At 67.3% G+C, this 24710-nt stretch carries 20 protein-coding genes; 16 read left to right on the top strand and 4 right to left on the bottom strand.

What is annotated here, in order from left to right; translation table 11 throughout:
* Positions 1-113 precede the first annotated feature (113 nt).
* From nudB to EX20_RS03725, 12 genes are all read left to right on the top strand, one after another.
* Positions 114-608, top strand: a complete 495-nt coding sequence (nudB, locus tag EX20_RS03780; protein ID WP_011885993.1) for a dihydroneopterin triphosphate diphosphatase — start codon at positions 114-116, stop codon at positions 606-608.
* Positions 605-1879 carry a cardiolipin synthase ClsB gene (gene clsB, locus EX20_RS03775; protein ID WP_011885992.1) on the top strand — a complete coding sequence of 425 codons (1275 nt, stop codon included), beginning with the start codon at positions 605-607 and terminating at the stop codon, positions 1877-1879. The genes nudB and clsB overlap by 4 nt, the downstream gene beginning before the upstream one ends.
* Positions 1880-2068: 189 nt before the next feature.
* A complete protein-coding gene (locus tag EX20_RS03770; RefSeq protein ID WP_011885991.1) occupies positions 2069-2668 on the top strand; it encodes a TetR/AcrR family transcriptional regulator in 600 nt (199 codons plus the stop codon).
* Between the two features lie 57 nt (positions 2669-2725).
* Entirely contained in the window at positions 2726-4513 is a 1788-nt protein-coding gene (locus EX20_RS03765) for an acyl-CoA dehydrogenase C-terminal domain-containing protein (RefSeq protein ID WP_034192699.1), read from the top strand.
* Positions 4514-4626: 113 nt separating this feature from the next.
* The gene (locus EX20_RS03760) at positions 4627-7062 is read left to right on the top strand and encodes a 3-hydroxyacyl-CoA dehydrogenase/enoyl-CoA hydratase family protein (RefSeq protein WP_034192698.1); all 2436 of its coding nucleotides are present in this window, start codon (positions 4627-4629) and stop codon (positions 7060-7062) included.
* 26 nt (positions 7063-7088) lie between these two features.
* The gene (locus tag EX20_RS03755) at positions 7089-8288 is read left to right on the top strand and encodes an acetyl-CoA C-acyltransferase (RefSeq protein WP_011885988.1); all 1200 of its coding nucleotides are present in this window, start codon (positions 7089-7091) and stop codon (positions 8286-8288) included.
* A 91-nt stretch (positions 8289-8379) separates the two neighbouring features.
* Complete coding sequence (locus tag EX20_RS03750) at positions 8380-9147, top strand: enoyl-CoA hydratase (protein ID WP_034192697.1); 768 nt, start codon at positions 8380-8382, stop codon at positions 9145-9147.
* A gap of 517 nt (positions 9148-9664) precedes the next feature.
* Positions 9665-10555: a ubiquinol oxidase subunit II gene (cyoA, locus tag EX20_RS03745; protein WP_014723614.1), complete on the top strand. Its 891-nt coding sequence runs from the start codon at positions 9665-9667 to the stop codon at positions 10553-10555.
* A gap of 3 nt (positions 10556-10558) precedes the next feature.
* A complete protein-coding gene (cyoB, locus tag EX20_RS03740) occupies positions 10559-12571 on the top strand; it encodes a cytochrome o ubiquinol oxidase subunit I (RefSeq protein ID WP_011885985.1) in 2013 nt (670 codons plus the stop codon).
* Positions 12571-13182: a cytochrome o ubiquinol oxidase subunit III gene (cyoC, locus tag EX20_RS03735; RefSeq protein ID WP_011885984.1), complete on the top strand. Its 612-nt coding sequence runs from the start codon at positions 12571-12573 to the stop codon at positions 13180-13182. The genes cyoB and cyoC overlap by 1 nt, the downstream gene beginning before the upstream one ends.
* A complete protein-coding gene (gene cyoD, locus EX20_RS03730; RefSeq protein ID WP_011885983.1) occupies positions 13183-13515 on the top strand; it encodes a cytochrome o ubiquinol oxidase subunit IV in 333 nt (110 codons plus the stop codon).
* A 52-nt stretch (positions 13516-13567) separates the two neighbouring features.
* Positions 13568-14734 carry a fatty acid desaturase gene (locus EX20_RS03725; RefSeq protein WP_011885982.1) on the top strand — a complete coding sequence of 389 codons (1167 nt, stop codon included), beginning with the start codon at positions 13568-13570 and terminating at the stop codon, positions 14732-14734.
* On the opposite strand, the gene fdhD is transcribed toward EX20_RS03725, so the two are convergent.
* Complete coding sequence (gene fdhD / locus EX20_RS03720; RefSeq protein WP_232356056.1) at positions 14719-15582, bottom strand: formate dehydrogenase accessory sulfurtransferase FdhD; 864 nt, start codon at positions 15580-15582, stop codon at positions 14719-14721. The genes EX20_RS03725 and fdhD overlap by 16 nt on opposite strands.
* Before the next feature lie 79 nt (positions 15583-15661).
* Between fdhD and EX20_RS03715 the strand changes: the two genes are divergently transcribed.
* On the top strand, positions 15662-16144 hold the full coding sequence (locus EX20_RS03715) for a nitrate reductase associated protein (protein ID WP_014723612.1): 483 nt from the start codon (positions 15662-15664) through the stop codon (positions 16142-16144).
* A 34-nt stretch (positions 16145-16178) separates the two neighbouring features.
* Here the strand turns inward: EX20_RS03715 and EX20_RS03710 are convergent, their stop codons facing one another.
* On the bottom strand, positions 16179-16574 hold the full coding sequence (locus EX20_RS03710; RefSeq protein WP_014723611.1) for an acyl-CoA thioesterase: 396 nt from the start codon (positions 16572-16574) through the stop codon (positions 16179-16181).
* 173 nt (positions 16575-16747) lie between these two features.
* Between EX20_RS03710 and EX20_RS03705 the strand changes: the two genes are divergently transcribed.
* Positions 16748-18619 carry an ABCB family ABC transporter ATP-binding protein/permease gene (locus EX20_RS03705; protein ID WP_034192716.1) on the top strand — a complete coding sequence of 624 codons (1872 nt, stop codon included), beginning with the start codon at positions 16748-16750 and terminating at the stop codon, positions 18617-18619.
* A 297-nt stretch (positions 18620-18916) separates the two neighbouring features.
* On the opposite strand, the gene murU is transcribed toward EX20_RS03705, so the two are convergent.
* Positions 18917-19636, bottom strand: coding sequence for an N-acetylmuramate alpha-1-phosphate uridylyltransferase MurU (murU, locus tag EX20_RS03700; RefSeq protein ID WP_034192695.1), 720 nt, complete (start codon positions 19634-19636; stop codon positions 18917-18919).
* A 22-nt stretch (positions 19637-19658) separates the two neighbouring features.
* Positions 19659-20708, bottom strand: coding sequence for an aminoglycoside phosphotransferase family protein (locus EX20_RS03695; protein ID WP_011885976.1), 1050 nt, complete (start codon positions 20706-20708; stop codon positions 19659-19661).
* A gap of 223 nt (positions 20709-20931) precedes the next feature.
* Between EX20_RS03695 and EX20_RS03690 the strand changes: the two genes are divergently transcribed.
* A complete protein-coding gene (locus EX20_RS03690; protein ID WP_034192694.1) occupies positions 20932-23292 on the top strand; it encodes an LPS-assembly protein LptD in 2361 nt (786 codons plus the stop codon).
* 51 nt (positions 23293-23343) lie between these two features.
* Positions 23344-24702, top strand: coding sequence for a peptidylprolyl isomerase (locus EX20_RS03685; RefSeq protein WP_011885974.1), 1359 nt, complete (start codon positions 23344-23346; stop codon positions 24700-24702).
* Positions 24703-24710 lie beyond the last annotated feature (8 nt).

The following is a 24710-nucleotide window of genomic DNA, read 5'->3' as shown; positions in this document are numbered from 1 at the left end:
GATGAAAGAGGCGCATCCGATGCGCCTTTTTCGTTTTTTGCGGTACAGTCGCAGCACTTGCCGCCCGTTCCGGCACAGGCCCGGCGCACGGCCCTGTGCCGCATGAAACAACGATGACGAAGCCGCCGAAAATCCCCGAATCCGTTCTCGTCGTGATCTACACGCCCGAACTCGACGTGCTGGTGATCAAGCGCGCCGATCAGCCCGACTTCTGGCAATCGGTGACCGGCTCGAAGGACACGCCCGACGAGCCGCTCGCGCTCACCGCCGCGCGGGAAGTCGTCGAGGAAACCGGCATCGCGGTCGGCTCGCACGACGTGCCGGCCGCCGCGCTGACCGATTGGCGCCATCGGATCGAATACGCGATCTATCCGCAATACCTGCATCGCTATGCGCCGGGCGTCACGCGCAACGTCGAGCACTGGTTCGGGCTGTGCGTGCCGCGGCGTGTCGACGTGACGCTGTCGCCGCGCGAGCACGTCGACTACGCGTGGCTGCCGTACCGTGAAGCGGCCGCGCGCTGCTTTTCGCCGTCGAACGCCGAGGCGATCCTGCAACTGCCGGTGCGCGTCGCGCTCGCCGGCGCGACGCACGGCTCGTCCGCATGAATGGGCAGGCCCGCAAGCGCTTCGCGCAATTGCGGCAGATGTTCCTGCAGGAGCGCGGCTCCGCATCGCGGCTCGCGTTCACGACCGGCAACACGGTGCGGCTGTGCGAAACCGGCGCCGAATTCTTCCACGCGCTGATCGAGCGGATCGACGCGGCGCGCGAGCAGGTGATGCTCGAAACCTACATCTTCTGCGACGACGCGGCCGGCCGGCCGGTGTCGGACGCATTGATCCGCGCGACGCAGCGCGGCGTGCGCGTGCGCGTGATCACCGACGGCGTCGGCACCGCGCGCCTGCCGCTGTTCGACGCCTGGGCCGCGGCCGGCGTCGAGCACAGCATCTACAACCGCTATCTGTTCGGCCGCTTCGGCTTCTCGCGCACGCACCGCAAGCTCGCGGTGATCGATCATGCGGTCGCGTTCTGCGGCGGCATCAACATCGTCGACGACTACACGCAGGGCAGCGCGACGCTGCCGTTTCCGCGCTGGGATTTCGCGGTCGAGATGGCCGGGCCCGCGGTGGCCGACGTGCGCGCCGCGTTCGAGCTGCAATGGCACCGCATCCGCTTCGGCCACAAGCCGTATGCGCAGTACGCGGCCGGGCTGCATGGCGGCGAAGCGTTCCCGGACATGTTCCGGCGCTGGATGCGCAACCATCGCTGGATCAAGGCCGGCGCGCTGCGGGTCGTGACCGAGCCGAGCGTCGCGTTCGTCGCGCGCGACAACGTCGTGAACCGCCGCGCGATCGAGAAGGCGTATCTCGCCGCGATCGGCAAGGCGCGCGCGCAGATCCTGCTCGCGAATCCGTATTTCATGCCGGGTCGCAAGCTGCGCCGCGCATTGACGCGCGCGGCGCGCCGCGGCGTCGACGTGCGCATCCTGATCGGCCGCAAGGAGTTCACCGCGCTCGACGCCGCGGTGCCGTTCCTGTACCACGCGCTGCTGCGCGCCGGCGTGCGCGTGGCGGAATACGACAAGACGATCCTGCATGGCAAGGTGGCCGTGATCGACGACAATTGGGCGACGGTCGGTTCGTCGAATCTGGACGCGTTGAGCCTGATGTTGAACAATGAGGCCAACGTGGTGCTGGTGCGCTACGACAAGGTCACCAACGAGCTGCGCGACGCGATCGGCGCCGCGTTCGCCGAAGGCCGCGAAATCGACGCCGCGCTGTACGCGACGCGGCCGCGCATCGAGCGTATCCTGAACTGGCTCGCGTACAACACGTACCGCCTCGTGATGAAGGCGCTGACGGTCGGCGGTTACGACTAAGCGCCCGCTTCAAAAATCTGTCCGCACGTTCGTGCGGAAAAGCCGCTCCGGTCCCGCCGGAATCGCGCAAAATAGCGGCTCGGTTAGACACCGGTTTCTAATAATTTCCTTGTTTCACGAGCGGCCGCACTCAATAATAGTACGGCCGTTCGATTTTATTCGACCCCCCGAACGGTTACAGAAAAAGCTATGCGAAAAGGCGAACAGACGCGTGCCGCGATACTCGAAGCTGCTTTGGATCTCGCCAGCCGTGACGGGCTGGAGGGGCTGACGATCGGCCTGCTGGCCGAGCGCATGCAGATGAGCAAGAGCGGCGTGTTCGCGCACTTCGGATCGCGCGAGGATCTGCAGGTCGAGGTCGTCCGCGAATATCACCATCGTTTCGAGAACGAGGTGTTCTTTCCGAGCCTGCGCGAGCCGCGCGGTTTGCCGCGCCTGCGGGCGATGCTGGCGCGCTGGATCGAGAAGCGCATCCAGGAGGTGACGACTGGCTGCATCTACATCAGCGGGGCCGTCGAGTACGACGACCGGCCGGACAGCCCGGTGCGCGAGCAGTTGATCGCGAGCGTGACCGCCTGGCGTGCCGCGTTGCTGCGCGCCATTTCGCAGGCGAAGGAAGAGGGTCATCTGCGTGCGGATTCCGATCCGGACCTGATGCTCTTCGAGTTGTACAGCTTCACGCTCGGCCTGCATCACGACGCACGCTTCCTGCATTCGCCGGATGCCGTGCGCCTCACGTGGGCCGCGCTGGAAAAGACGATCGTTTCGTATCAGAGCGAGAGCCGTTAGCGGCGCGGGAACCGCCGCCAGGAGCTCGAGCCGTTTTGCCCACCTTTGGAGAGAGTCATGGGACAGTACGCCGCGCCGCTGCGCGACATGCAATTCGTGTTGCACGAGCTTCTGAACGTCGAAGCCGAGGTCAAGCAAATGCCGCGGCATGCGGACCTCGACGCCGACACGATCAACCAGGTCCTGGAGGAAGCGGGCAAGTTCTGCTCAGAGGTGCTGTTCCCGCTGAACCAGGTCGGCGATCGCGAAGGCTGCACCTATGAAGGCGACGGCGTCGTGAAGACGCCGACCGGCTTCAAGGAAGCGTACCGCCAGTACGTCGAGGCCGGCTGGCCCGCGCTCGGCTGCGACCCGGAATACGGCGGCCAGGGCCTGCCCGCGTTCGTCAACAACGCGCTCTACGAAATGCTGAACTCGGCGAACCAGGCCTGGACGATGTATCCCGGCCTGTCGCACGGCGCGTACGAATGCCTGCACGCCCACGGCGCGCCGGAGCTGCAGCAGCAATATCTGCCGAAGCTCGTGTCCGGCGAATGGACCGGCACGATGTGCCTGACCGAGCCGCACTGCGGCACCGACCTCGGCATCCTGCGCACCAAGGCCGAACCGAACGGCGACGGCTCGTACTCGATCAGCGGCACGAAGATCTTCATCTCGAGCGGCGAGCACGACATGTCGAAGAACATCGTCCACCTCGTGCTCGCGCGCCTGCCGGACGCGCCGCAAGGCACCAAGGGCATCTCGCTGTTCATCGTGCCGAAGTTCATTCCGGACGCGTCGGGCGAGCCGGGCGAGCGCAACGGCATCAAGTGCGGTTCGATCGAGCACAAGATGGGCATCCACGGCAACTCGACGTGCGTGATGAACCTCGACGGCGCGAAGGGCTGGATGGTCGGCGAGCCGAACAAGGGCCTCAACGCGATGTTCGTGATGATGAATGCCGCGCGCCTGGGCGTCGGCATGCAGGGCCTCGGTCTCACCGAAGTGGCGTACCAGAACTCGCTGACCTACGCGAAGGAACGCCTGCAGATGCGCTCGCTGACCGGCCCGAAGGCGCCGGACAAGCCGGCCGACCCGATCATCGTCCACCCGGACGTGCGCCGCATGCTGCTCACGCAGAAGGCCTATGCGGAAGGCGCGCGCGCGTTCACGTACTGGTCGGCGCTGCAGATCGACAAGGAGCTGTCGCACGCCGACGAAGCGGTGCGCAAGGAAGCCGCCGACCTCGTCGCGCTGCTCACGCCGATCATCAAGGCGTTCCTGACCGACAACGCGTTCGAGTCGACCAACCACGCGATGCAGATCTACGGCGGCCACGGCTTCATCTCCGAGTGGGGCATGGAGCAGTACGTGCGCGACGCGCGGATCAACATGATCTACGAAGGCACGAACTCGATCCAGTCGCTCGACCTGCTGGGCCGCAAGGTGCTCGGCGACATGGGTGCGAAGCTGAAGAAGTTCGGCAAGCTCGTGACCGAATTCGCGGAAGCCGAAGGCGTGAAGCCGGAGATGGCCGAGTTCATCAACCCGCTCGCCGACATCGGCGAGAAGGTGCAGAAGCTGACGATGGAAATCGGCATGAAGGCGATGCAGAACCCGGACGAAGTGGGCGCGGCTGCCGTGCCGTACCTGCGCACCGTCGGTCATCTGGTGTTCTCGTACTTCTGGGCGCGCATGGCGCGCATCGCGCTCGATCACGAAGCGTCGGGCGACCCCTTCTACAAGTCGAAGCTCGCGACGGCCCGCTTCTACTTCGCGCGCCTGCTGCCCGAAACGGCCGCGACGATCCGCGCCGCGCGCGCCGGTTCGAAGACGCTGATGGAAGTCGACGAATCGCTGTTCTGACGCGAGTCCGGGCGGTGCGCATCGCGCGCCGCCCGAACGCAACGGTTCCTGGTACTCACTTCGCCGCGCAGCCCTCATAACCCGCGCTGCACGGCACTATCCGGAGACATCCCGTGAGCAATTTTCTGATTCGCAAGGTCGCCGTGCTCGGCGCCGGCGTGATGGGCGCGCAGATCGCCGCGCATCTCGTCAACGCGCGCGTGCCGGTGCTGCTGTTCGACCTGCCGGCCAAGGAAGGCCCGAAAAACGCGATCGCGCTGAAGGCGATCGAGAATCTGAAGAAGCTGTCGCCCGCGCCGTTCGGCGTGAAGGACGACGCGAAATACCTCGAAGCCGCGAACTACGAGGACGACATCGCGAAGCTGGCCGAATGCGACGTCGTGATCGAAGCGATCGCCGAGCGGATGGACTGGAAGCACGACCTGTACAAGAAGGTCGCCCCGCATATCGCGCCGAACGCGATCTTCGCGACCAACACGTCGGGCCTGTCGATCACGAAGCTGTCCGAAGGTTTCTCCGACGAGCTGAAGGCGCGCTTCTGCGGCGTGCACTTCTTCAACCCGCCGCGCTACATGCACCTCGTCGAGCTGATCCCGACCGCACATACGCGCCCGGAGATCCTCGACCAGCTCGAGACGTTCCTGACGAGCGTCGTCGGCAAGGGCGTCGTGCGCGCGAAGGACACGCCGAACTTCATCGCGAACCGCGTCGGCATCTTCTCGATCCTCGCGGTGATCGCCGAGGCCGCGAAGTTCGGCCTGCGCTTCGACGAAGTCGACGATCTGACCGGCGCCCGCCTCGGCCGCGCGAAGTCGGCGACGTTCCGCACCGCGGACGTGGTCGGCCTCGATACGATGGCGCACGTGATCAAGACGATGCAGGACAACCTCGCCGACGATCCGTTCTTCCCGGTCTACGAAACGCCCGCGGTGCTCGCCGAACTGGTGAAGCAGGGCGCGCTCGGCCAGAAGACCGGCGGCGGCTTCTACAAGAAGGAAGGCAAGGCGATCAAGGTGCTCGACGCGAAGACGGGCGCCTACGTCGACTCGGGTGCTAAGGCGGACGAAACCGTCGGCCGCATCCTGAAGCGCCCGCCGGCGGAACGCCTGAAACTGCTGCGCGAGACGGACCATCCGCACGCGCAGTTCCTGTGGTCGATCTTCCGCGACGTGTTCCACTACATCGGCGTGCACCTCGAGTCGATCGCCGACAACGCGCGCGACGTCGACCTCGCGATCCGCTGGGGCTTCGGCTGGAACGAAGGTCCGTTCGAAGGCTGGCAGGCCGCCGGCTGGATGCAGGTCGCCGAGTGGGTGCAGGAAGACATCGCGGCCGGCAAGGCGCTCGCCAACGTGCCGCTGCCGTCGTGGGTGCTCGAAGGCCCGGTCGCCGAGAAGGGCGGCGTGCATACGGCCGAGGGCTCGTGGGCGCCGGCGTCGAAGCGCTTCGTGCCGCGCTCGGATCTTGCCGTCTACGGCAAGCAGGTGTTCCGCGCGCCGCTGCTCGGCGAAACTGGCGCGGACCCGAAGACCTACGGCAAGACGCTGTTCGAAACCGATGCGGTGCGTGCATGGGTCGACGACCGCGCGGGCGAGGACGACGTCGTGATCGTGTCGTTCAAGTCGAAGATGAACACGATCGGGCCGAGTGTGATCGACGGCCTCGTGCAGGCGATCGAGCTCGCGGAGCAGGATTACAAGGGCGTCGTGATCTGGCAGCCGACGTCGCTGAAGCTCGGCACGCCGGGCGGTCCGTTCTCGGCCGGCGCGAACCTCGAGGAGGCGATGCCCGCGTTCATGATGGGCGGCGCGAAGGGCATCGAGCCGTTCGTGAAGAAGTTCCAGGAAGGCATGCTGCGCGTGAAGTACGCGAACGTGCCGGTGGTCGCGGCCGTGTCGGGCATCGCGCTCGGCGGCGGTTGCGAGCTGATGCTGCACAGCGCGAAGCGCGTCGTGCACGTCGAGAGCTACATCGGGCTCGTCGAAGTGGGCGTCGGCCTCGTGCCGGCCGGCGGCGGCCTGAAGGAAGCGGCGCTGCGCGCGGCGGACGCCGCCACGGCCGCGAACGCGACGACCGACATCCTGAAGTTCGTCACTAAGTCGTTCGAGAACGCGGCGATGGCGAAGGTGTCGAGCTCCGCGCACGACGCGCGCGCGATGGGCTACGTGAAGCCGTCCGACACGATCGTCTTCAACGTGTTCGAGCTGCTCGACACTGCGAAGAAGGAAGCGCGCGCGCTGGCCGCGACCGGTTATCGCGCGCCGTTGCGCGCGAAGGACGTGCCGGTCGCCGGCCGCTCGGCGATCGCGACGATCAAGGCGTCGCTCGTCAACATGCGCGACGGCCGCTTCATCAGCGACCACGACTTCCTGATCGCGAGCCGCATCGCCGAAGTGGTGTGCGGCGGCGACGTCGAAGCCGGCAGCCTCGTCGACGAGCAATGGCTGCTCGCGCTCGAGCGCCGCGCGTTCGTCGAGCTGCTCGGCACGCAGAAGACGCAGGAGCGGATCATGGGCATGTTGCAGACCGGCAAGCCGGTGCGTAACTGAGTGAGCGAGCCGACAAGGAGCTTCAAATGAGCAAACAACTGCAAGACGCATACATCGTCGCCGCCAGCCGCACCCCGATCGGCAAGGCCCCGCGCGGTGTCTTCAAGAACACGCGCCCCGACGAGCTGCTGGTTCACGCGATCAAGTCGACGATCGCGCAGGTGCCGGGCTTCGACACGAAGCTGATCGAGGACGCGATCATCGGCTGTGCGATTCCCGAAGCCGAGCAGGGACTGAACGTCGCGCGCATGGGCGCGCTGCTCGCCGGGCTGCCGCAGACGGTCGGCGGCGTGACGGTCAACCGCTTCTGCGCGTCGGGCATCACGGCGCTCGCGATGGCGGCCGACCGCATTCGCGTCGGCGAGTCGGAGGCGCTGCTCGCGGGCGGCTGCGAATCGATGAGCATGGTGCCGATGATGGGCAACAAGCCGTCGATGTCGCCGCACATCTTCGATCGCAGCGAAGACTTCGGCATCGCGTACGGCATGGGCCTGACCGCCGAGCGCGTGGCCGAGCAGTGGAAGGTGAGCCGTGAAGACCAGGACGCGTTCTCGGTCGAATCGCACCGCAAGGCGCTCGCCGCGCAGCAGGCCGGCGAATTCGGCGACGAGATCGCCGCGTACACGATCACCGAGCGCTTCCCGAACCTCGCGACCGGCGAAGTCGACGTGAAGACCCGCGAGATCGCGCTCGACGAAGGCCCGCGTGCCGATACGTCGCTCGAGGGCCTCGCGAAGCTGCGCACGGTGTTCGCGAACAAGGGCTCGGTCACGGCCGGCAACAGCTCGCAGACGTCCGACGGCGCGGGCGCGCTGCTGGTCGTGTCGGAGAAGGTGCTGAAGGAGTTCAACCTGACGCCGCTCGCGCGTTTCGTGAGCTTCGCGGTGCGCGGCGTGCCGCCGCAAATCATGGGCATCGGGCCGAAGGAAGCGATCCCGGCCGCGCTGAAGGCAGCGGGCCTGAAGCAGGACGACATCGACTGGATCGAGCTGAACGAGGCGTTCGCCGCGCAATCGCTGGCGGTGATCCGCGATCTCGGCCTCGATCCGTCGAAGGTCAACCCGGTGGGCGGCGCGATCGCGCTCGGCCATCCGCTCGGCGCGACCGGCGCGATCCGCGCGGCGACCGTCGTGCACGGGCTGCGCCGCCGCAACCTGAAGTACGGGATGGTCACGATGTGCGTCGGCACCGGCATGGGTGCGGCGGGCATCATCGAACGCCTGTAAGCGGGACGCGACGAGCAGCGACGACGGTGCGCGGGCCACGAGCTCGCGCACCGTTTTTCATTCCGGTAGGGGAAAGTCAAAGGAGACGGTTGTGGCCGAAATTCAAGTGGAGCGCGCCGACGGCGTGATCACGATCACGATCGCGCGGGCGGCGAAGAAGAACGCGCTGACCGCGGCGATGTACCAGACGATGGCCGATGCGCTCGCCGATGCGCACGAGGACAACGCGATCCGCGCGATCCTGCTGCGCGGCAGCGACGGCAATTTCAGCTCGGGTAACGATCTGGAGGATTTCCTGAAGGCGCCGCCGACGGACGAGCACGCGCCGGTGTTCCAGTTCCTCGGCCGCATCAGCGGCGCGGCGAAGCCGATCGTCGCGGCGGTGCCGGGCATCGCGGTCGGCGTCGGCGTGACGATGCTGTTGCACTGCGATCTCGTCTATGCGGCCGACACCGCGACGTTCTCGCTGCCGTTCGCGCAGCTCGGGCTGTGCCCGGAGGCCGCGTCGAGCGTGCTGTTGCCGCGGCTGGCCGGACATCAGATCGCCGCCGAAAAGCTGCTGCTCGGCGAGCCGTTCGACGCGCTGGAGGCGCACCGGATCGGCATCGTCAATCGCGTGCTGCCGGCGGCCGAACTCGACGCGTTCGCGGCGAAGCAGGCCGCGAAGCTGGCGGCACTGCCCGCGTCGTCGCTGCGCGTGACGAAGGCGCTGCTCAAGGATACCGGCGGCGTCGCGGTGGCCGCGCGGATGGCGGAGGAGGCTGCGCATTTCTCGGCGATGCTGCGCGCGCCGGAAGCGCGCGAGGCGATGACGGCCTTTTTCGAGAAGCGGAAGCCGGATTTTCGGCAATTCGACTGATACGCGGCGCGAACGCTTCGCGATCCAGAACGAGCGCGCGGCCCGGCGCGGCCGAGCGGGACGCTCGGGCCGGCCGGCGGCTCGCCGCGCGGCCCGTCATCGGCGCGTAGGGAAGACGCGCCGAGCGGCATCTCGGTTCGATCCCGCATCGCCGCGCGTTCGCGTGGCACGCCATACCGCGGCAATCGTCGCCGATCGCCGCGCGCGATCGTCCCCCATATCTACTACCGTGCTCCCCGCCGACACTCACGTCGCGGTGTAGCGCCTTCGCTCCTGCCCCCAGCCTGAACGCGGCCCCACGCCGCGCCGCGAGCCCCGGCAACAGCGACAACCACCAAAAATCCCGCCCCGCCTACCGCGACCCGCTCCCGCTCGCAACGGCAAACCTTGTCCGCCGTCAAGTTGCGCTGCCGCAAATTTCCGTACAGTTCGCGGTCGGGTCGCCGCGGCCGGCTGCGTCGCGCGACGGCGGCGCGCGACCGGTGGTACTCCTCAACGACAATCAGGCGAACGAACAATGATCGGACGAATCACCGGCGGGGCGCGTGCGGCACCCGCCATCGGGCTGCTGGCTGGACTCGCCGGATGCAGCGACCTCCACGTGCTCGATCCGAAGGGCGCCGTCGGCGTCGCGGAAAAGTCGCTGATCGCGACGGCCACGTGGACGATGCTGATCGTCGTGGTCCCGGTGATCCTGCTCACGCTGTGGTTTGCATGGCGCTATCGCGCATCCAACCGCAACGCGACCTACGCGCCGAACTGGTCGCACTCGACCGCGATCGAAGTCGTGATCTGGACGGTCCCGACGCTGATCATCCTGTTCCTCGGCGTGCTCACGTGGCGCACGACGCACGAACTCGACCCGTACCGGCCGCTCGAGTCGTCGGTCAAGCCGATCGACGTCGAAGTCGTCGCGCTCGACTGGAAGTGGCTGTTCATCTATCCGCAGCTCGGCATCGCGTCGGTGAACCAGCTCGCGATTCCCGTCGGCACGCCGGTGAACTTCCGCATCACGTCCGATTCGGTGATGAATTCGTTCTTCATCCCGCAACTCGGCACGCAGGTCTATGCGATGGCCGGCATGCAGACGCGCCTGCACCTGATCGCCGACGAAGCCGGCGACTACGCCGGCGTGTCCGCGAACTACAGCGGTCGCGGCTTCTCGGACATGAAGTTCCGCACGCTCGCCGAGCCGCGCGAGCAGTTCGACGCGTGGGTGCAGAAAGTGAAGGCGTCGGCGGACCGGCTCGACATGACCGCGTACGGCACGGTCGCGCAGCCGAGCGAGAAGGCGCCGGTGCGCTATTTCTCGTCGGTGGACCCGAAGCTGTTCCACAACATCATCGCGAAGTACAACAACGGCCATGTCCTCGATCCGAAGGACGCCGCCTGCACGACGAAGGGGTAACGCATGCTAGGCAAACTCACACTATCGGCGATCCCGTTCGATCAGCCCATCATCATGGGCGCGAGCGCGTTCATGGGGCTCGTCGTGCTCGGCATCGTCGCCGCGCTGACGGTGACCGGACGGTGGAAATGGCTGTGGAGCGAGTGGCTGACGTCGGTCGACCACAAGAAGATCGGCGTGATGTATCTGATCGTCGCGGTGCTGATGCTGCTGCGCGGCTTCGCGGACGCCGTGATGATGCGCCTGCAGCTCGCGCTCGCATACAACTCGCCCGGCTATCTGCCGCCGCATCACTATGACCAGGTCTTCACCGCGCACGGCGTGATCATGATCTTCTTCATGGCGATGGCGCTGCTGGTCGCGTTCTTCAACCTGATCGTGCCGCTGCAGATCGGCGCGCGCGACGTCGCGTTCCCGTTCCTGAATTCGCTGTCCTTCTGGATGACGGCGGTCGCCGCGATCCTGATGAACATCTCGCTCGTGATCGGCGAATTCGCGCAGACGGGCTGGCTCGCCTATCCGCCGTTGTCGGAGCTGCAGTTCAGTCCGGGGGTAGGGGTCGACTACTACCTGTGGGCGCTGCAGATCTCGGGCGTCGGCACGCTGATCACCGCGATCAACTTCTTCGTGACGATCGTCAAGATGCGCGCGCCCGGCATGACGCTGATGAAGATGCCGGTGTTCACGTGGACGGCGCTGTGCTCGAACGTGCTGATCATGGCGACGTTCCCGATCCTGACGGTCGCGCTCGCGCTGCTCGGGCTCGATCGCTACCTCGACATGCACTTCTTCACGAACGATGCCGGCGGCAACGCGATGCTGTACCTGAACCTGATCTGGGCGTGGGGCCATCCGGAGGTGTACATCCTCGTGCTGCCCGCGTTCGGCATCTATTCGGAAGTGATCGCGACCTTCGCGAAGAAGCCGCTGTTCGGCTACAAGACGATGGTCTACGCGTCGTGCGTGATCATGGTGCTCGCGTTCCTGGTGTGGCTGCATCACTTCTTCACGATGGGCTCGGGCGCCGACGTCAACGCGTTCTTCGGGATCATGACGATGGTCATCGCGATCCCGACCGGCGTGAAGATCTTCAACTGGCTGTTCACGATGTACCGCGGCCGCATCGAATTCACGACGCCCGTGCTGTGGACGATCGGCTTCATGGTGACGTTCACGCTCGGCGGGATGACCGGCGTGATGATGGCGATTCCGGGCGCCGACTTCGTGCTGCACAACAGCCTGTTCCTGATCGCGCATTTCCACAACGCGATCATCGGCGGCGTCGTGTTCGGCTACTTCGCAGGCGTGCATTACTGGTTCCCGAAGGTGTTCGGGTTCCGGCTCGACGAGAAGTTCGGCAAGCGCGCGTTCTGGTGCTGGTTCCTCGGCTTCTACGCATCGTTCGTGCCGCTGTACGTGCTCGGCTTCATGGGCATGACGCGCCGTCTGAACCACTACGACAACCCGGCATGGCATCCGTGGCTGGTGGCCGCCGCGTGCGGCGTCGTGCTGATCGCGCTCGGCGTGCTCTGCCAGGTCGCATCGGTGTGGGTCGGCTGGCGCAATCGTCACCAGCCGCAGTATCGCGACGCGACCGGCGACCCGTGGAACGGCCGCACGCTCGAATGGGCGACGTCGTCGCCGCCCGCGGTCTACAACTTCGCGGTGATCCCGAACGTGCACGAACTCGACGAGCTCGCGTATCGCAAGGCGAAGGGCCTCGGGCTCGGCCTCGGCAAGAACGTCCGCTACGACGACATTCACATGCCGTCGAACACGAGCGCGGGCTTCTTCGTCGGCATCTTCAGCCTGCTGCTCGGCTTCGCGCTCGTCTGGCACATCTGGTGGCTCGCGATCGCCGCGCTCGTCGGCATCGTCGCGACGGTGGTGCTGTACAGCGCGCAGGACAACGACGGCTATTACATTCCGGCGGACACCGTCCGCCGCATCGAGGAACAACGCGCGGGCGTGCAGCTCGGCGCCGCGGCGCCGGAAGTTGAACTGGAGACGAACTGATGTCGTATCAATCTCTGTCGGGCGCCGCCCCTCATGCGGCCGCGCACCACCATCCGCCGTCGCATTCGGTGTTCGGCTTCTGGCTGTACCTGATGACGGACTGCGTGATCTTCGCGTCGCTGTTCGCCACGTTCGCCGTGCTCGGCAACCAGTTCGCGGGCGGTCCGACCGCGAAGGACCTGTTCGACATTCCGGGCGTCGCGCTCGAGACGGCCGCGCTGCTGCTGTCGAGCATCACGTACGGCTTCGCGATGCTCGGCGCGCAGCGCCGCCGGCGCGGCGCCGTGTTCGTGTGGCTCGCGGTGACGTTCGTGCTGGGCGCCGCGTTTCTCGCGATGGAACTGCGCGAGTTCTCGCACCTGATCGCCGACGGCGCAGGCCCGCAGCGCAGCGCGTTCCTGTCGGCGTTCTTCGCGCTGGTCGGCACGCACGGGCTGCACGTGGCGGTCGGCCTGTTGTGGATGGTGGTGCTGGTCGTGCAGATGGCGCGCGGCTCGGGCATGACCGAGCGCGACGTGCGGCGTCTCACGTGCCTGAGCCTCTTCTGGCACTTCCTCGACATCGTCTGGATCTGCGTGTTCTCCTTCGTCTACCTCGCGAGCGTGATCTAAATGGCTCATTCGGAACTCATCCACCACGACGAAGCGCACGGCACGGCCCGTGGCTACGTCGTCGGCTTCGTGCTGTCGGTGCTGCTCACGGCAGCGTCGTTCGGGCTGGTGATGGCAGGCGTGCTCGCGCCGAAGGCGGCGGTCATCGCGCTCGCGGTGCTCGCGTTCGCGCAGATCCTCGTGCATCTGGTGTGCTTCCTGCACATGAACACCGCGTCGAGCCAGCGCTGGAACGTGATGGCGTTCAGCTATACGGTGCTGACCGCGCTGATCCTGATCGTCGGGACATTGTGGGTGATGCACAACGTCAGCATGAACATGATGTCGCGCTAAGCGGCGCGGCTTCCCCTTTTCAGGCGCGCGTACCGCGCGCCTTCTCCGCATCATGAACAATCACGATACTCATACTCCGGTTCGCGCCGACGAGCCGATCCCGCATCGCAAGGTCATCCGCGCCTGGCTCGTGCCGTTCGCCACGCGCGAGATCGCGCGCCCGATCCTGCTGCTGGTGCTCGATTACCTGCTGCTGTTCGCCGCGTTCGCCGGCGCGCTGCTGCTCGGCTCGATCGTCGGCAAGATCGTCTGCGGGATGGCGGCCGGCTTCATCACCGGGCGACTGTTCATCATCGGGCACGACGCGTGCCATCAGAGCCTCACGCCGAACCGCGGGCTGAACCGCTGGCTCGGCCGCATCGCGTTTCTGCCGTCGCTGACGCCATACAGCCTGTGGGAAGTCGGGCACAACGTCGTGCACCACGGCTATACGAACCTGAAGGGCTTCGACTTCGTCTGGGCGCCGCATACGCCGGCGGAGTTCGCCGCGCTGTCGCCGACGCGCCGGCTGCTCGATCGCATCTACCGGAGCGGCTGGGCGCCGGGCCTCTACTATCTCGTCGAGATCTGGTGGCTGCGGATGTACTTCCCGAGCCGCGGCTATATCGGCGCGTCGCGGCCGGTGTTCCGGCGCGACTGCCTGCTGGTGACGGCCTTCGCGGCCGTGTGGATCGCCGCCGTCGTCGCGGTCGCGCTGCGCACGCATCAATCGGTCGCGCTGCTGCTCGCGACCGGCGTGCTCGTGCCGTTCCTGTTCTGGTGTTCGATGATCGGCTTCGTCGTGTACGTGCACCATACCGACCCGCGCATCGCATGGCACGCGAACCGCGCCGAATGGTCGAACGCCGCGCCGTTCGTGTCGACCACGCTGCACCTGACGTTCCCGTTCGGCATCGGCGGCCTGCTGCATCACATCATGGAGCACACCGCGCATCACGTCGACATGAGCGTGCCGCTGTACCGGCTCAAGCCGGCGCAGACGAAGCTGGAAGACATGCTGCCCGGCCGGATCGTCGTGCAGCGCTTCAGCCTGCGCTGGTACTTCGACACGGCGCGCCGCTGCAAGCTCTACGACACCGACCTCAAGCTGTGGACCGACTATCGCGGCAAGCGCACGAGCGATGCGGCGCCCGAGGTGCGCACGGTGCAGCGTGCGGCGTCCGATGCGGCCGACACGGCGAACCATGCGCCGGCCGCGACCGCTCACGCGGTGCCGTAATCCACGTGGCCGGTCTCGCGGCAGAAGCTCACCAGCCGCAGGCCGGCCGTCTTTGCGATCGTGACCGCGAGCGACGACGGCGCCGAGATCGTCGCGACCATCGGAATGCCGACGCGCGCCGACTTGCGCACCAGTTCGTAGCTCGCGCGGCTCGACAGAAACACGAAGCCGTCGGTCAGGTCGGCGCGCGCGAGCACCAGCGAACCGATCAGCTTGTCGAGCGCGTTGTGGCGGCCGACGTCCTCGAACGCGGTGCGGATCGCGCCCGTTGCATCGCACCACGCGGCCGCATGCAGGCCGCCGGTCAGCTGCGTGAGCGCCTGATGGGCCGGTAGCGCGCGGGCGGCGCGCGCGAGCGCGTCGGGCGCGACGCGCGCGAGAAAGCCGGTGTCGGGCACGCGCTCCGGCGCGAGATCGAGCAGGTCGATGCTTTCGATGCCGCACACGCCGCAGCCGGTGCGGCCGGCGAGCGCGCGGCGCCGCTCCTTCAGCGCGGCGAACGCCTGCTGGACCACTTCGAGGTGCACCTGCGCATACGGCAGCGGCGCGTCGGCGTGCACGCTCACGTCGATGTCCTTGATGTCGCTGCCGCGCTCGACGATCCCTTCGGAGATCGCGAAGCCGACCGCGAACGCCTCGAGGTCGCGCGGCGTACACATCATCACCGCATGCGAGATGCCGTTGAAGACGAGCGCGACCGGCCATTCCTGGCCGACGTAATCGTGCGCGGCCTCGACCGCGCCGCCGCGCGTGCGACGCACCGGCAACTCGATCGCGCCGCGCGGTTCTTCTGTGTCAGTCGGATTCACGGGCACTCCGGTGGATGGGGCGGTTGCGGCGTCGATCATGTCGGCCGCGCGCGCCCGGAGGTTCTAAAATACCTCAGGCAGGCCGGCCGCGCCGGCATCCGACACTCAGGTAACGACCATGGGACTCAGCGACGCTCCGCTGCTATTCGATTTCGAACACGATTCGTCGGAAAACCTGACGTACATCCCGATGATCGTGCGCTTCAATCTCGACCGCTTCGGTCTGCGCATCTCGCTCGAGCAGTGGCAGCTGCTGCCGCTGGAGGACCGCAAGCTGCTCGCACGCTTTCCCGCCGACGACGATACCGCGATCGAGCCCAATTTCGATCACGCGCTGTTCGAGATGCTGCGCACGCATGCCGATCTCGAGCCGTCGTGGTTCCAGCCGGACGAGCAGCCGGGCTGGCGCGACACCGGCTCGGTGCCCGACGCGCTGGTGCAGCAAAGCGCGCTGGCCGGGCTGCTGCCGCCCGCGCTGGCGCAGTGGCAGCAGCTCGCGCCGTTTCAGCGCTACGTGCTGATGAAGCTGTCGCGCAAGCCGACGCTGAACCACGATTTCGTGCCGGCGATGCGCGAGTTCGGGCTGGCGGCCGCGCGCTGACGCGCCTGCTGCGGCCCGTCGGCGCGGCTGCCGGTCACAGCGGCGGCAGCGGCCGCGGCTTGCGGTCGGCGCCGGTTGCGACGTAGGTGAGCGTGGCTTCGGTGACCTTCACGATTTCGCCCATCAGCCGCATGCGCTGCGCGTACACCTCGACGTCGACCGTCACCGACGTGTTGCCGGTGCGCATGATCGTCGCGTAGAAGCTCAGCACGTCGCCGACGAACACCGGCTGCTTGAACACGAACGAATTGACCGCGACCGTCGCGACGCGGCCGTTCGCACGCTGGCTCGCCGGAATCGAGCCGGCGATGTCGACCTGCGACATGATCCAGCCGCCGAACACGTCGCCGTGGACGTTGGCGTCGTGCGGTTGCGGGACGACGCGCAGGGCGGGCTGTTTCTGCGGGAGCTCGAGGATCGGATCGGTCATGGCGGGGGCTTTCATCCTGTAATAAATGCGCCGCCGCGCGCAGCCCGGCCGGCCGGGCCGCCGGCAGCGGCGCGTAGCGGCTTCTGCGACAATACAACGACCATAAATTGTACGAGAAAGCGGGCGAGCGGGCCGCCGCAGCCATGCGCCTCACGCCGCCGCCGATCCTCCCCATGCGCCGATATTCCGCTTCCGGCGAGCCCGCGCCGGCTCCCACCGGGCCCCGCAACGACTGGCAGACCATCCGCTCGCTGCTGCCTTACCTCGCGACCTACAAATGGCGCGTCGCGCTCGCGCTCGGCTGCCTGATCGGCGCGAAGGTCGCGAACCTCGGCGTGCCGGTCGTGATGAAGCGCATCGTCGATCATCTGTCCACCGTGCAGCAGCTCACCGCGCTCGGCCGCGCCGAGCAGTCGGCCGGCATCGTGCTCGCGGGCGGCGTCGGGCTGCTCGTGGTGGCCTATGCGCTGGTGCGGCTGTCGACGTCGCTGTTTACCGAGTTGCGCGAAATTCTGTTCTCGAAGGTGACCGAGAGCGCGGTGCGCCAGCTCGCGCTGCAGGTGTTCCGGCATCTGCACGGGCTGTCGCTGCGGTTCCATCTCGAACGCCAGACGGGCGGCATGTCGCGCGACATCGAGCGCGGCACCCGCGGCATTCAGCAGCTGATTTCCTATTCGCTGTACAGCATCCTGCCGACGCTCGTCGAGGTCGGCCTCGTGCTCGGCTTCTTCGTGGTCAAGTACGAAGCGTATTACGCGTACGTGACGTTCGCGGCGCTCGTCACCTACATCGTGTTCACCGTGAAGGTCACCAACTGGCGCACACACTTCCGCCGCACGATGAACGAGCTCGATTCGCGCGCGAACTCGCGGGCGATCGACTCGCTGATCAATTACGAAACGGTCAAGTACTTCGGCAACGAGGAGTGGGAGACGCAGCGCTACGACGAGAACCTGAAGCGCTACCGCCGGGCCGCGATCCGCTCGCAGAATTCGCTGTCGCTGCTGAACTTCGGGCAGCAGGCGATCATCGGCACGGGGCTCGTGTTCATCCTGTGGCGCGCGACGCAGGGCGTGCTGGCCGGCAAGCTGACGCTCGGCGATCTGGTGCTGATCAACACGTTCATGCTGCAGTTGTACATCCCGCTGAATTTTCTCGGCGTCGTCTATCGGGAGCTCAAGCAGAGCCTCACCGACATGGACCGGATGTTCGGGCTGCTGTCGGCCGCGAAGGAAGTCGCGGATCTGCCCGACGCGCGCGCGCTCGCGGTGGCCGGCGCGCAGGTGCGCTTCGAGCACGTGAACTTCGCATACGAGCCGGCGCGGCCGATCCTGCACGACGTGTCGTTCACGATCGATGCGGGCACGACGACCGCGGTGGTCGGCCATAGCGGGTCGGGCAAGTCGACGCTGTCGCGGCTGCTGTTTCGCTTCTACGACCTCGACCGGCACACGGGCGGCGCGATCCGGATCGACGGGCAGGACATCCGCGACGTCACGCAGGACTCGCTGCGCGCGTCGATCGGCATCGTGCCGCAGGACACCGTGCTGTTCAACGACTCGATCTACTACAACATCGCGTACGGCCGCCCGAGCGCGAGCTGCGACGAAGTGATCGCGGCCGCGCGCGCCGCGCACATCCACGACTTCATCGAAAGCCTGCCGAAGGGCTATGACACGCCGGTCGGCGAGCGCGGGCTGAAATTGTCGGGCGGCGAGAAGCAGCGCGTCGCGATCGCGCGCACGCTGCTGAAGAACCCGCCGATCCTGCTGTTCGACGAGGCGACTTCCGCGCTCGATTCGCGTTCGGAGCGCGCGATCCAGCAGGAGCTCGACCAGATCGCCCGGCACCGGACCACGCTGGTGATCGCGCACCGGCTGTCGACGGTCGTGCACGCGCAGCAGATTCTCGTGATGGACCACGGGCGCATCGTCGAGCGCGGCACGCACGACGAACTCGTGCAAGCGGACGGGCTGTATGCGCAGATGTGGACGCTGCAGCAGCAGCGTGCGGCGACGGGTGGGGAGGCGGCGGAGGCTGCTTGAGTTGTTGCTTGAGGTGTTGTTTGCGAGCGCGGATGTTGCGGTGCGTGCCGAGGGCGCGCGCTACGCTGCGGGCGGTGAGGCGGTGAGGCGGTGAGGCGGTGAGGCGGTGAGGCGGTGAGGCGGTGAGGCGGTGAGGCGGTGAGGCGGTGAGGCGGTGCGCCGTTATCGCCGCGTTGCCCGGCGCGGCGATCCGCGCCGATTCAAGGCCTGCCGGTGGTCGTCGACCGCCGGGACGATGCCGCCGCATGCGGCACCCGCCCACCGCGTCGCGTCATGCCGCGCCGCCCCGCGTATCGATCAACCCGCGGCCCGCAGCCGCGCATCGAGTTCACCGAGCTGCGCCGGCGTGCCGACGTTCTCCCACACGCCGTCGTACCGTTCGCCGGTCGCGCGGCCCGCTTCGATCGCCGCACGATAGTACGGCGTCAGCGCGCGCCGCGTGCCGGGTTCGAGATCGCGGAACATCCGCGTGTCGTACAGCCCGATGTTGCCGAACGTGAGCCGCGCGGGGCCGTCGAGCGACAGGCGGCCGTCGTCGCCGAGCGCGAAGTCGCCGGCCGGATGGAACGGCGGGTTCGGCACCATCACCAGGTGCATCGCGGGCGCTTCGAGCGCGGCCATCGGCGCCGCGCGCGACGCGAGCGTGCGGTAGTCGAATTCGCAGAACACGTCGCCGCTGACGGCGGCGAACACCGTCGGCCGGCCGTCGCGCTCGAGCAGCGGCAGCGCCTGCGCGATGCCGCCGGCGGTCTCGAGCGCTTCGCGCTCGGCCGAATACGCGAGCCGCACGCCCCAGCGCGAACCGTCGCCGAGCGCCGCCTCGACCTGGGCGCCGAGCCACGCGTGGTTGATCACGATCGTGTCGATGCCGGCGCGCGCGAGCGCCTCGATCTGCCAGACGATCAGCGGCTTGCCGCCGGCTTCGAGCAACGGTTTCGGGCGGGTGTCGGTCAGCGGGCGCATCCGTTCGCCGCGCCCGGCGGCGAAGATCATCGCGGTGGTCAGGGTCGTGCTCATGTTCGGCAGGTCGTGCGGGCGCTCAGAACGTGTAGCCGACATCGGCCGCGCCCTTGCCCTCGAGCTCGTCGAGCAGCTTCGCGAACGGTACGAGCGGACGGTAGCGCAGCGCGACCTTGCGTGCATAGGCGACGAAGCGCGGCAGGTCGGCCAGGTAATGCGGCTTGCCGTCGCGATAGTTGATCCGCGCGAACAGGCCGAGAATCTTGATGTGGCGCTGCAGCCCCATCCATTCGAGCTGGCGGTAGAACTCGCCGAAATCCGGATCGACCGGCAGGCCGGCCTTCTTCGCCTTTTCCCAGTAATACGCGAAGCAGTCGAGTTCGAACTCCTCGTCCCAGCTGATGAACGCGTCGCGCAGCAGCGACACGACGTCGTAGGTCAGCGGCCCGTACACGGCGTCCTGGAAGTCCAGCACGCCGGGGTTCGGCTCGCACACCATCAGGTTGCGCGGCATGAAGTCGCGCAGCATGAAGCCCTGCGGCTGCGCGCGGGCGCTCGCGATCAGCAGCGCGAACGTGCGGTCGAGCGTGCCGCGCATCGCGTCGTCGACCGGTTTGCCGAGGTGCCGGCCGATCAGCCATTCGGGCAGCAGCTCCATCTCGCGGCGCAGGAACGCCTCGTCGAACGGCGGCAGCACGTCGGGCGCCGACGCCAGCTGGAAGCGGATCAGCGCGTCGAGCGCGGCGCGCATCAGCCCGCGTGCGGCAGCCGGGTCCGCCGGATCGAGCACCGAGATGTACGACGTGCGGCCGAGGTCGGTCACGAGCATGAAGCCGGCGTCGAAGTCGTGGGCCAGTACCTCGGGCACGTGGTTGCCGGCCGCGGCGAGCAGTTGCGCGACCTGGACGAACTCGCGGCACTTCTCGGGCGGCGGCGCGTCGACCGCGATCAGCGAGCCGCCCGGGCTGTTTGCCGACGCGACGCGGAAATAGCGGCGGAAACTGGCGTCCGAAGACGCGGGCGCGAGGGTGGACAGATCGAGCGCGTGGCGCTCGGCGAGCGGGCGCAGCCACGCGGTGAGCGCGTCGAGGCGGGCGTCGGGCTGGGATGCGGCGGATGGGGGCGTCATGAAACTCGGCGGAGGGGGGAACGTCTTGCCATATAATACCCCACGACTTTTTTGACGCGCCCCGCGTCAGCTTCCGCCGCACCGGCCAGTTGCCTGTCGCGCCGTCCGCCCGCTCGCCTTCCCGGTTTGCGCTCAGCCGCAGTCGCGGTGCGACGGTGCGGCCCGCCGAGCGCGGCGGTGCCGTGCAGCGACGGTTGACAAGGGGCGATTCGCCAAACGATAGATGCCGCCCAAACCGCTATTCCCGAATGTCTTCCCCGGTGACGGGGCGCCGCGCAAAAGGCGGCTCGCGCTCGCGCTCCTGGCCGTGCCCGGCCTCGTGCCGGCCGTGTCGTACGCGCAGTTGTCGGGCGCGGCCGCGCAACCGCAGCCGCTCGGCTCGCCGTGGGACCTGCGCCTCGCCCCGCAGCTCGAGGATCACCCGCTGAAGGACGGCGCGAAGCCGGCCGCCTTCGTGATCGCCGACCACACGAGCGGCACGGCCGAGCAGGATCTGGCCGCGAAGGGCTCGGCCGAGCTGCGCCGCGGCGACGCGGTCGTGAAGGCCGACGCGATCCACTACGATCAGGACACCGACATGGCCGACGCGTACGGCCAGGTGAGGGTGATCAACGGCGGCACGTCGTTCGCTGGCCCCGAGGCGCATCTGAAGGTCGAGGCGAACCAGGGCTTCATGACGGCGCCGAAGTACCACTTCAACGTGACGGGCGGCTCGGGCAGCGCGGAGCGCGTCGACCTGCTCGACAGCGAGCGCTCGGTGTTCGTGAACGGCACCTACACCGCGTGCCAGTGCGCGACCGATCCCGCGTGGTACATCAAGGGCAGCCGCTTCGACTTCGACACCGGCGCCGACGAAGGCACTGCGCGCAACGGCGTGCTGTTCTTCCAGGGCGTGCCGATCTTCGCGAGCCCGTGGCTCACGTTCCCGCTGTCGGGCGACCGGCGCAGCGGCCTGCTGCCGCCGACCTTCTCGATGAACTCGAACAACGGGTTCGAGCTGTCGCTGCCGTACTACTTCAACATCGCGCCGAACCGCGACCTGACGATCACGCCGCGCATCATCTCGCGGCGCGGCGTGCAGACGGAAGCGACGTTCCGCTATCTGTCGCCGTCGTACTCGGGCACGTTCACGGCCAACTACCTGCCGGACGACCGCCTCGCGCACCGCAACCGCTACGCGATCTACTGGCAGCACCAGCAGAACTTCGGCAGCGGTTTCGCCGGCTACGTCTATTACAACAAGGTCTCGGACAATACCTATCCCGAAGACCTTGGGTCGATGAACCAGTTCATCAACGGGACGCAGACGCTGTACCAGCAGGAAGCCGGCATCACGTACAACAAGGGTCCGTGGTCGGTGCTCGCGCGCTACCAGCACTGGCAGACGCTGCCGCCGTCGATCTCGCCGTACAGCCGCGAGCCGCAGTTGAACGTGAAGTACACGAAGTACAACGTCGGCGGCTTCGACTTCGGCGCGGAAGCCGACTATTCGCGCTTTCGCATCACGACCGCCGATTCGACCGAAGGCGACCGGATCGTCTTCAATCCGTACATCGCCTACGGCGTGTACGGGCCCGGCTACTTCGTCGTGCCGAAGGTCCAGTACCACCTCGCGTCGTACGACCTGAACCATCTGTCGTCGAGCACGCCGAACAGCCCGAAGCACTTCACCGAGTCGATCCCGACCGTGAGCTTCGACTCGGGCCTGATCTTCGACCGCTCGGTCCATCTGTTCGGCCAGGACTTCATCCAGACGCTCGAGCCGCGCCTGTACTACGTCTACACGCCGTATCGCGACCAGTCGAACGCGCCGCTGTTCGATACCGCCGAGTCGGACTTCGGGCTCGCGGAGATCTACCAGCCGAACACGTTCGTCGGCAACGACCGGATCGCGGACGCGAACCGGATCACGGCCGGCCTGACCTCGCGCTTCATCGATCCGCGTACCGGCGACGAGCGCGCGCGCTTCGTGGTCGCGCAGCAGTACTACTTCGCGAATCAGCGCGTGGCGCTGAACTCGAACCAGAGCGGCGTGCTGGCGCGCCATTCCGACCTGATCGTCGGCGCGGCGCTGAAGCTCGGCTCCGGCTTCATGTCGGAGACGGCGTTCCAGTACAACCAGAACAACAACCAGCTCGTGAAGTCGAGCATCGGTTTCGGCTTCAGCCCGGGCGAGCGCCGCGTGATCAACGTCGGCTACCGCTATACGCGCTCGAACACGACGCTCGACAACCAGCCGATCAACCAGTTCCTGGTGTCCGCGCAATGGCCGCTCACGCGGCGCCTGTATGCGGTCGGTCGCTTCAACTACGACCTGGCCGCCGATCGGGTCGTCGACGGTCTGCTCGGCTTACAATACGACGCGGATTGCTGGGCGCTCGGCGTCGGGATCCAGCGGTACGCGAACGGCGTGAACACGTCGGGGCAGCAGAACTCGTCGACGCGCTTCATGATGCAGCTCACGTTGAAGGGGCTGTCGAGCATCGACAACGGGCTCGTCGCCGCCTTCCGCGCCGGCGTGCCGGGCTACCAGCCGCTGCCGTCCGCGCCGCCGCCGATGTCCCGCTTCAGCAACTACGAGTAACGCCGGCTTGTCCGCACCGGTCAGCACGCTTTCAATGGAGTATCAGTGGCAATGAAGAAAACCCTTCGTTTCGCGGCAGTCGTGTCCAGCCTCGCCGCGTCCGCCGCGCTGCTCGCCGCTGCGCCGGCCGCGGCGCAGGCGCTCGGTTCGCAAGGCGCGCAACTGACCGACGAAGTCGTCGCGGTCGTCAACAACGACGTGATCACGGGCCGCGAACTCGACCAGCGGGTCGGCCTGATCGCGCGCCGGCTGCAGCAGCAGAACGCGCCCGTGCCGCCGGCCGAACAGTTGCGTGCGCAGGTGCTGAACCAGATGGTGCTCGAGCGCATCCAGGTGCAGAAGGCGAAGGACGACGGCATCCGCATCGACGACGCCACCGTGCAGTCCACGCTGCAGCGCCTCGCACAGGCGAACGGCATGACGCTCGACCAGTATCGCGCGCGCCTGGAGGCGCAAGGCGTGCCGTGGAGCGTCTTCACGAGCGATGCGCGCACCGAGCTGATGCTGTCGAAGCTGCGCGAGCGCGAGGTCGACGGCAAGATCACCGTGTCGGACGCCGAGGTCGCGAACTACATCGCGAGCCAGCGCGGGCCGAACGCGTCGCAGCAGCAGGATCTGCGCTTCCAGCACATCTTCATCAAGGCGCCCACCAACGCGCCGCAAGCCGACATCGAAGCCGCGCAGAAGAAGGCCGAGGCGCTGCTGCAGCAAGCGACGTCGGGCGCCGATTTCGAGAAGCTCGCACGCAACAATTCGGAAGCGAACGACGCGAAGAAGGGCGGCGACCTCGGCTTCAAGGCACCGAGCACGCTGCCGCCTGACGTCGTCGCGGCCGCGTCGAAGCTGCGTCCCGGCCAGGTCAATCCGACGCTGATCCGCGTGCCGGACGGCTTCGAGATCATCCGGCTGGTCGATCGCCGCCAGAGCCAGGGCGCGAGCGCCGCGGCGCCGAAGATCGTGCAGACGCACGTGCGCCACATCCTGCTGCGCGTCGGCGAAGGCAAGTCGGAAAACCAGGCGCGCCAGCAGCTGCTCGACATCCGCAAGCAGGTCGAGGCCGGCGGCGATTTCGCGAAGTTCGCGCGCACTTACTCGCAGGACGGGTCGGCGTCGCAGGGCGGCGATCTCGGCTGGATCAGCCCGGGCGAGACCGTGCCGGAATTCGAGCGCGCGATGAACAACCTGCAGGACGGCCAGATCAGCCAGCCGGTGCGCACCGAGTACGGCTATCACCTGATCCAGGTGATCGACCGGCGCGAGGCCGAAGGGTCGGTGCAGCAGCAGATGGACATCGCCCGCCAGGCGATCGGCCAGCGCAAGGCCGAGCAGGCATATGCCGACTGGCTGCGCGAGCTGCGCGACTCGTCGTACGTGCAGTACAAGATCGACGGCGTCGGGCCGGCGAACTGAGCGAGCTT

It is taken from the genome of Burkholderia sp. WP42 (assembly GCF_000745665.1).
Lineage (GTDB): Bacteria > Pseudomonadota > Gammaproteobacteria > Burkholderiales > Burkholderiaceae > Burkholderia > Burkholderia vietnamiensis.
This window is presented reverse-complemented; position numbering and strand designations above follow the sequence as displayed.